General features: G+C 49.4%; 8 protein-coding genes. 3 read left to right on the forward strand and 5 right to left on the reverse strand.

The window, feature by feature from the left end:
* Nucleotides 1–120: DUF1127 domain-containing protein (locus ACSHWX_RS17545; RefSeq protein WP_435669513.1), on the forward strand; the 120-nt coding region annotated here is incomplete at its 5' end.
* A gap of 128 nt (nucleotides 121–248) precedes the next feature.
* The gene (trmFO, locus tag ACSHWX_RS17550) at nucleotides 249–1,640 is read left to right on the forward strand and encodes a methylenetetrahydrofolate--tRNA-(uracil(54)-C(5))-methyltransferase (FADH(2)-oxidizing) TrmFO (protein ID WP_435669506.1); all 1,392 of its coding nucleotides are present in this window, start codon (nucleotides 249–251) and stop codon (nucleotides 1,638–1,640) included.
* A 29-nt stretch (nucleotides 1,641–1,669) separates the two neighbouring features.
* Here trmFO and ACSHWX_RS17555 read toward each other — a convergent pair whose 3' ends face one another.
* The 4 genes from ACSHWX_RS17555 to yajC are packed head-to-tail and all read right to left on the reverse strand — an operon-like array spanning nucleotide 1,670 to nucleotide 5,831.
* Complete coding sequence (locus ACSHWX_RS17555; protein WP_435669507.1) at nucleotides 1,670–2,518, reverse strand: phytoene/squalene synthase family protein; 849 nt, start codon at nucleotides 2,516–2,518, stop codon at nucleotides 1,670–1,672.
* 3 nt (nucleotides 2,519–2,521) lie between these two features.
* A complete protein-coding gene (locus ACSHWX_RS17560; RefSeq protein WP_435669508.1) occupies nucleotides 2,522–2,911 on the reverse strand; it encodes an Mth938-like domain-containing protein in 390 nt (129 codons plus the stop codon).
* A 3-nt stretch (nucleotides 2,912–2,914) separates the two neighbouring features.
* The gene (gene secD, locus ACSHWX_RS17565; RefSeq protein WP_435669509.1) at nucleotides 2,915–5,452 is read right to left on the reverse strand and encodes a protein translocase subunit SecD; all 2,538 of its coding nucleotides are present in this window, start codon (nucleotides 5,450–5,452) and stop codon (nucleotides 2,915–2,917) included.
* A 31-nt stretch (nucleotides 5,453–5,483) separates the two neighbouring features.
* Nucleotides 5,484–5,831, reverse strand: coding sequence for a preprotein translocase subunit YajC (gene yajC / locus ACSHWX_RS17570; RefSeq protein ID WP_435669510.1), 348 nt, complete (start codon nucleotides 5,829–5,831; stop codon nucleotides 5,484–5,486).
* A gap of 162 nt (nucleotides 5,832–5,993) precedes the next feature.
* Here yajC and ACSHWX_RS17575 point away from each other — a divergent pair, with 162 nt between their 5' ends.
* Nucleotides 5,994–6,860 carry an ATP-binding protein gene (locus ACSHWX_RS17575; RefSeq protein WP_435669511.1) on the forward strand — a complete coding sequence of 289 codons (867 nt, stop codon included), beginning with the start codon at nucleotides 5,994–5,996 and terminating at the stop codon, nucleotides 6,858–6,860.
* 35 nt (nucleotides 6,861–6,895) lie between these two features.
* On the opposite strand, the gene ACSHWX_RS17580 is transcribed toward ACSHWX_RS17575, so the two are convergent.
* The coding region (locus ACSHWX_RS17580) for a murein hydrolase activator EnvC family protein (RefSeq protein ID WP_435669512.1) at nucleotides 6,896–7,414 on the reverse strand (519 nt) is incomplete at its 5' end.

A 7,414-nucleotide genomic window follows, 5' to 3' on the forward strand; every position in this document is an offset into this window, starting at 1 on the left:
GCTTCATACCGTCAAACTGTCCGTGAGTTGAGCGCCCTTGATGATCGTGAATTGAACGATCTTGGCATTTCTCGTGGTGACATTCAGCCTTTGGCTCGCGAGCAAGCTTCTCGCATCTAAGTGGGTTCCACTTAACAAATGATCCTCCCAGTTTTAAACACCCGCGCTTCCAATTGAAGCTGCGGGTGTTTTGTATTTGATATCATTTTTAGTTGCTCAAGCTGGGCAATGAATGTATGTGCGAACACATGACAGATCATTCAAAAACTATTCACATTGTTGGCGGCGGACTGGCCGGTTCTGAGGCTGCTTGGCAGGCCGCGAACATGGGCGCGCACGTCGTGTTGCATGAGATGCGGCCAGAGCGCAAAACTGACGCCCATCAAACAGACGGACTGGCCGAGCTTGTATGCTCCAACAGTTTTCGATCAGACGATCACGAATATAATGCTGTGGGTGTGCTGCACGAAGAAATGCGCCGTTGTAATTCGTTAATTATGCAATCTGCGGATAAATGCAAACTGCCGGCCGGCGGTGCCCTTGCTGTAGATCGTGACGTATTTTCTCAGGCAGTTACTGAGGCGCTCGAAGCCCATCCTAATATTACGATAGAGCGATCTGAAGTTGCAGGACTTCCACCAAAAGAGTGGGAAAACGTCATCCTTGCAACCGGCCCCCTTACCTCGCCTGCATTGGCTGAAGGTATCCAATCGATTACGAATGCCGACTCATTGTCGTTTTTTGATGCGATTGCGCCGATCATTCACAAAGACTCTATCAATATGGATATTGTCTGGGCTCAATCTCGGTATGACAAGGCTGGACCAGGCGGCACTGGTGCGGATTACCTGAACTGCCCGATGAATGAACAACAGTATAACGACTTTATCGACGCGTTGTTGGGTGGTGAAAAAACTGAATTTAAAGAATGGGAAGATGTTCCCTATTTCGATGGCTGCTTGCCCATTGAAGTGATGGCGGAACGCGGACGCGAAACATTACGCTTTGGTCCCATGAAACCTGTTGGCCTGACCAACCCAAGAGATCCAGACGTTAAATGCCATGCTATTGTGCAGTTGCGTCAAGATAATGCGCTGGGCACGCTTTGGAACATGGTTGGTTTTCAAACCAAACTGAAATATGGCAACCAAGCAGAAATCCTACGGATGATACCGGGATTGGAAGATGCCCAGTTCGCTCGTCTGGGTGGCTTGCACCGCAACACGTTTTTGAACTCACCTGAACTTTTGGACGAACAACTTCGACTGAAAGCCGACCCTCGGCTTCGGTTTGCTGGCCAGGTGACCGGCGTTGAAGGTTATGTTGAAAGCGCAGGTTTGGGCCTTGTTGTTGGGCGTTTGGCTGCTGCCGATGCGTTGGACCAAGAATTATCGCCACCTCCGGGCACCACAGCGATGGGCGCACTTGTCCATCACATAACTGGTGGGCATTTGGCGGACGAAACAAACGGCATTAAATCATTTCAACCGATGAATGTGAACTTTGGTTTGTTCCCCCCCGTCGAAAAACCAGCAAAACCGGAAGGTCATGTTGGACGCTGGCGTGGACCGGACAAAGCGAAAGCCAAAAAGCTACTTATGAGCACCCGTGCTCTAAAGGATATCGAAAGTTGGGCGTAGCAATTTGCCCCTTCGATGATCGTTTTTGATCAGTTCCGAATAGAATAAAACATCATCGCAACGAGTTTGCGCCAATCAGAATATCCATTGCTCGATGCAAATGGTTGGCTCAATCGTGACTTCAAATGTTTTACCTGCAGATTTACGACTGAACTTGATGCGAATGCGGGACGCACATCTTTAGGTAACGGCTCGATGGCAAGCTCGGCTTGCTGCAAGTGTGTGGTGGCAGCTTCCAGGTGCGCTCTAGCTGCTTGTGTCATTTCATCGCTGGTTTGGCCTGCAAGGACTTGTTTGTCTGAAAGACCAAACGACGAAAAAACACTGATTGGCAGATATATCTGGCCTTTTGCAGCATCGCGCCCGAACGAAAACAGTCGATCAATGTAACACTTTGCAACACCGAGATGTCCGGCGGCATCTGCAAAAAGTGTGGGATCCGTGTCATCTGGGGCCAACATCATCGCCATAAACTGGTAAATCGTGGCGCGGGTTTCGCCCGCATATCCTTCGAACTGATTTACATCGGTCATCGGGTCATCATAAAGATCAAACCGATGTGCGGCGATCATGCGCTTTAGTGGCACAATGGGTAAATTGTGCGATTGGATTGCATTGAGCAAGCCATCAGCCACAGGATTTGCACGCACCGCACCATGGCCTTTGCCATCCAACGCATCATGCCACCATTGCAGCCGAATTTCACCCGGCGTTGGTTCTGATACACGCTGGCGAACCATATTTAGTTCTGCACTGAACGCTAACAATGCTTGGGCATCAGCGCGAATATGCTCAGGTAAAAATAATGTCGTAAGGTAGTCTTCACGCGCCAACTTGTTCAACTCATCGGCGACATGCTGCTGCGTTGGATCTACCATTTGCTATTTCACCCGGTCGACAGCGATAAACCCTGCTGAAACGGCACGTTTTTCTGCCATCAGTACGTTGTAGGTGCGAACAGCTGCCCCAGTGCTCATGGGCTCTAGAATGATGTTATTATCGCGAAATTTCTGACGAACGCTTTCGTCAATAAACGCAATGTCGTCGCCTGTACCGAGCAAAAACACGTCGATCTCATCTTTGTTCTCAAAAACCAGAGAGAAATCCGCATTCTCAATTTCAGAGATATCGCCGATATCCCATTTTTGCATACCGCTGGGCAAACAAAACATGGACCCAACATGTGACATATCGGCAAAGCGGAACCCACCGTTGCCATAAGCATCGATGGGTACCTGATATTGGTAAAATCCGTTTGCGATTTCAGTCACGTTCTATACGGAAGCGCCGTCTGCGCGCGTCTCTTTCTTTTCTTCAACTGCACGCGAGGTGAGTTTGAAGTTCATTAACAGTGGAGACGCGACGAAAATTGACGAATATGTTCCGACCAACACGCCCCAAGCCATTGCAAATGTAAAGCTTCGGATAACCTCGCCACCGAAAACAACCAGTGCAGCTAGCGCAAGAAGTGTGGTGACCGATGTCAAAATCGTCCGGGATAAGGTGTGGTTGATCGACATATTGAGTAGATCAGAAATCAACATTTTTCGATATTTTCGTAGGTTTTCGCGCACGCGGTCATAAACCACCACGGTATCGTTGAGCGAGTACCCGACAATTGTCAAAATCGCAGCAATTGATGCCAAGTTAAACTCGAACCCTGTGATGGCGAACATGCCAATGGTCAGAATAACATCGTGAACTAGGGCAGCAACCGCCCCCAACGCAAACTGCCATTCGAACCGCAGCCAAATATAGCCAAGAACAGCCAAGATCGCGGCAATCACCGCTAGCGTTCCTGTTTGTGCCAATTCGCCGGAAACAGTTGGCCCCACCACTTCGGTGCGACGCACTTCATAGTCCGCCTTGATTTCATCGACGACTTTGCCAACAGCTTCTTGTTGAGCTGTGTCGCCACCGTCTTGGGTTTCGATGCGGATCAATACATCTTTGACGCTACCGAACTCTTGTACCTGAACGTCCCCAAGTCCAAGCGCGCCAACGCGCTCGCGAATGTCACCAATTTGAGCTTCGCCTTCAATGGCTTGCACTTCAATTGACGAGCCACCCTTAAAATCAATCCCTAGATTTAGACCTTGAGTAAAGAACAGCCCAATGGAGCCGGCCAGCAGAACTGCAGAAAATACAAACGCGATCTTTTTGCGGTCCATGAACTTTAAATCTGTGCCGTCAGGCAACAAATGCAGAAGGTGAATTTTGAGCTCTTTCGGGCGTTTCCAAGCGAACCAACGTGCTATTTGGAACTGTGAGAGCAAATAGGCGGTGAACATTGTCGTGACGATACCAATCGCCAATGTCACAGCGAACCCGCGAATTGGACCAGAGCCTAAGAAGAACAGGATCACTGCCGCAATCAAAGTGGTTACGTTCGCATCTACGATTGTAGCAAATGCGCGTTTAAAACCGGCCTCGATGGCCTGAACGACTGATCGTCCTGCGCGTTTTTCTTCACGGATACGTTCGAAAATCAAAACGTTCGCGTCAACAGCCATACCAATGGTCAAAACGATACCCGCGATACCCGGCAACGTTAATGTCGCGCCAAGCATAGACAGAACCCCCATGACAAGGAAAACGTTTATGATCAAAGAGATATTGGCAAAAACACCAAATACGCCATATGCAGCAAGCATAAAGGCAATCACCAATAAGCCGCCAACAAGCCCGGCAATTTGTCCGGACTGAACACTGTCAGCACCAAGGCTCGGGCCCACCGAACGTTCTTCGATGATGTCCAATGTGGCTGGCAGGGCACCTGCGCGCAGCAACACGGCCAAATCGTTGGCACTTTCTGCGGTAAAGTTACCCGTAATTTGGCCAGAACCACCTGGAATTGAGGTTTGAATTGTTGGTGCTGTAATCACTTGGTCATCAAGAACAACTGCGAATCGTTGTCCGATGTTAGCGCCTGTCAACTCCGCGAAGACCACAGCCCCACGCGTATCGAAGCGGAATGTAACAATTGCAGCACTCGACTGAGAATCAAAGCCGGGTTGCGAGTCGACTAGTGATTCCCCACCGATGGAGACGTCTTCCATCAACAGTTCATCCCCACCATCTTGGCTTGGCAAGATCATCGTGCCCACAGGAAGCCCCTGCACACGTGCTTGAGCCGCGGTGATTGTTGGATGAACCATATGGAACGTCAAACGCGCTGTGCGTGAGATAAGCTCTTTTAAGCGCTGCGAGTCGTCAAACCCGGGCACCTGCACCAAAATGCGGTCTGTACCCTGGCGCTGAATGGTAGGTTCTGTTGTGCCAAGCTCATCAATCCGGCGACGCACAACTTCGATTGACTGGGCAACGACAGAAGAAAGACGTTCTTCAATGCCCTCATCGGTCAATTGCATTGTCAACTTACCGTCAACGGTTTCGCCAAAACTGATTTCGCTTACGCCACCAATACCACCAATAACGGTTGAAATCGGCACATCCAATTCTTGCAGAGCTGTTTTTGCAGTCTCGAACTGGGCTTGGTCCGTCAGCTCAATTGTGAGCAACGTGCCATCAGTTTTGATGATGTGGCCAATGGCATTGTCATTGGCCAAAAGCGAACGCGCCTCACGGCGCAATTCCTTCACCCGTTCGGTTACCAGTTCTTCTTTGTTTACCTGCAACAGCAAGTGTGAACCGCCCTGCAAATCGAGGCCCAAAACAATTTGCTGTTTTGGCATCCAATCTGGCAGCGCTTCAACTGTCTGCGGCGACACAAAGTTTGGTAGCGTGAACAAGATACCCGCAAGTGAAACCAAAAGGATCAATGCGGTACGAACGGGAGAGAATTGCAACATGAGCGGGTCAGATCTTCTTGTCTGTTAGCTATTATTTCTTAGCGGTTTTATTGTCGTTTACTGGTTCCGCCTTCGTGCGAACATCAGCAATCATCGAACGGACAACTTTAACCCGGACGTTTTCGCCCAGCTCAACTTCCAATTCGCCGCTATCTTCTTTGACGCGAACAACTTTACCAATTAGTCCGCCACTTGTGACGATGGTATCGCCGCGACGAACAGCGTCGAGCATGTTCTTTTGCTCTTTGACGCGTTTTTGCTGTGGCCGGATAATCAAGAAATAGAAAATCGGGATAATCAGCAAGATAGGCATCAAGCTTGTTAGATAATCGGCGGCACCTGGTGCAGCAGCTTGTGCAAAAGCTGGGGTGACAAACATACGGATACTCCTTAGATCGACTTTTAAACCGTTCACATTTGCATTTAAATGAGAATAGCCTAAATCGTCGCATTATTGGTCTTAGATCGTGCGGGAATATATAGGCGCTATTTCCCAAATGCAAAGGCTTAGGCGACAAATCGCTCAAAGAATGGACATTAAATGAAGAAGAAACACCTCTTAAGAGATATTGCGCAGTCCTTGGCGGTTCTTGCAGGCCGAGATTTCGGCGAAAAGTCCGAATTGACCAACGCGAATGCCTACCAATGGGACGGGCAAAGTCAAAATTTGCTCGCCGTTGATAAAGTCAATTACGTCGATTTGTCGCTTTTGCTCGGTATTGAGTCTCAAAAAGCAACATTGCTTGCCAACACCGAGCAGTTTACACGGGGGTTTGGTGCCAACAATGCACTGCTTTGGGGTGCCAAAGGCATGGGCAAAAGCTCAATCGTTAAGGCAATACATGCCGATATTATATCCCGCTCCGACTCAGAAGACGGGTTTGAACGTTTAGTATTGGTTGAAATCCATCGCGAAGACATTCAGACGCTGCCTGCACTTATGCGCAAGTTAAACGATTTAGAGGCGAAGTTCTTGGTCTATTGCGATGACTTGTCGTTCGACAAAGAAGAAATGGACTATAAAGCGCTCAAATCAGTACTTGATGGCGGGCTTGAGGGCAGACCCGCAAATGTGTTGTTCTATGCCACGTCAAACCGTAGGCATTTGATGCCCCGCGATATGGTGGAGAACGAAACACGGGCGGCGATTCATTCCAATGAGGCAATTGATGAAAAAGTCTCACTCTCAGATCGATTTGGTTTGTGGCTAGGGTTTCACAATTGCAACCAAGACACCTATTTGGAAATGATCCGGCATTATTGCGCCCATTATGGCATTAGCGTTGAAAGCGAAGAGTTACGGTCTGATGCAATTGAGTGGGCCGCTACCCGTGGGGCGCGATCAGGCCGTGTCGCCATTCAGTTTGTTCGTCAATTGGCCGGAAAAAAGGGCCAGTCGCTAAGTTAGCGGCTGACCCTCATAATTTTGCAGAACAGCTTGGTTTAGCTAGCCAATAGCGGCATCGGATCAACCGGTGTCGCGCCTTGGCGTAGTTCAAAGTGCAACTGTGGACGGCTTACTGCGCCAGTCATGCCGGCTGTGCCAATTGAGTCACCCCGGTCCACATAAGTGCCTTTGGCGACCGTGATGTCTTTTAGGTGCGCATAAGCTGATACATAACCGTTGCTGTGTTTAATCAAGATCAAATTGCCGAACCCTTCCACCGCGCTGCCGACATAGATCACTTGACCATTTTCCGCCGCGCGAATTGCAGCACCTTCAGGCACTTCGATGTTCACACCGGTGTTTTTCGAACCGCGGAAATCGGTGATCACCCGGCCCTTAACAGGCCAGCGGAACGAACCAGCTACCGATTTTGGTGTTTTAGCGACTGATGCTGTTGTGATTGGCGCTTCAGATTTTGTTGCCGTCGGCGTCACTGGCTTCAACTCAGTTGTCGTTGTTTTTGGCTTTGCAACAGCAACTTTTAAGTTTGACGGACGCGCGATCGGTGTTGGAGC

The organism is Maritalea sp., assembly GCF_051251695.1.
Classification (GTDB): domain Bacteria; phylum Pseudomonadota; class Alphaproteobacteria; order Rhizobiales; family Devosiaceae; genus Maritalea.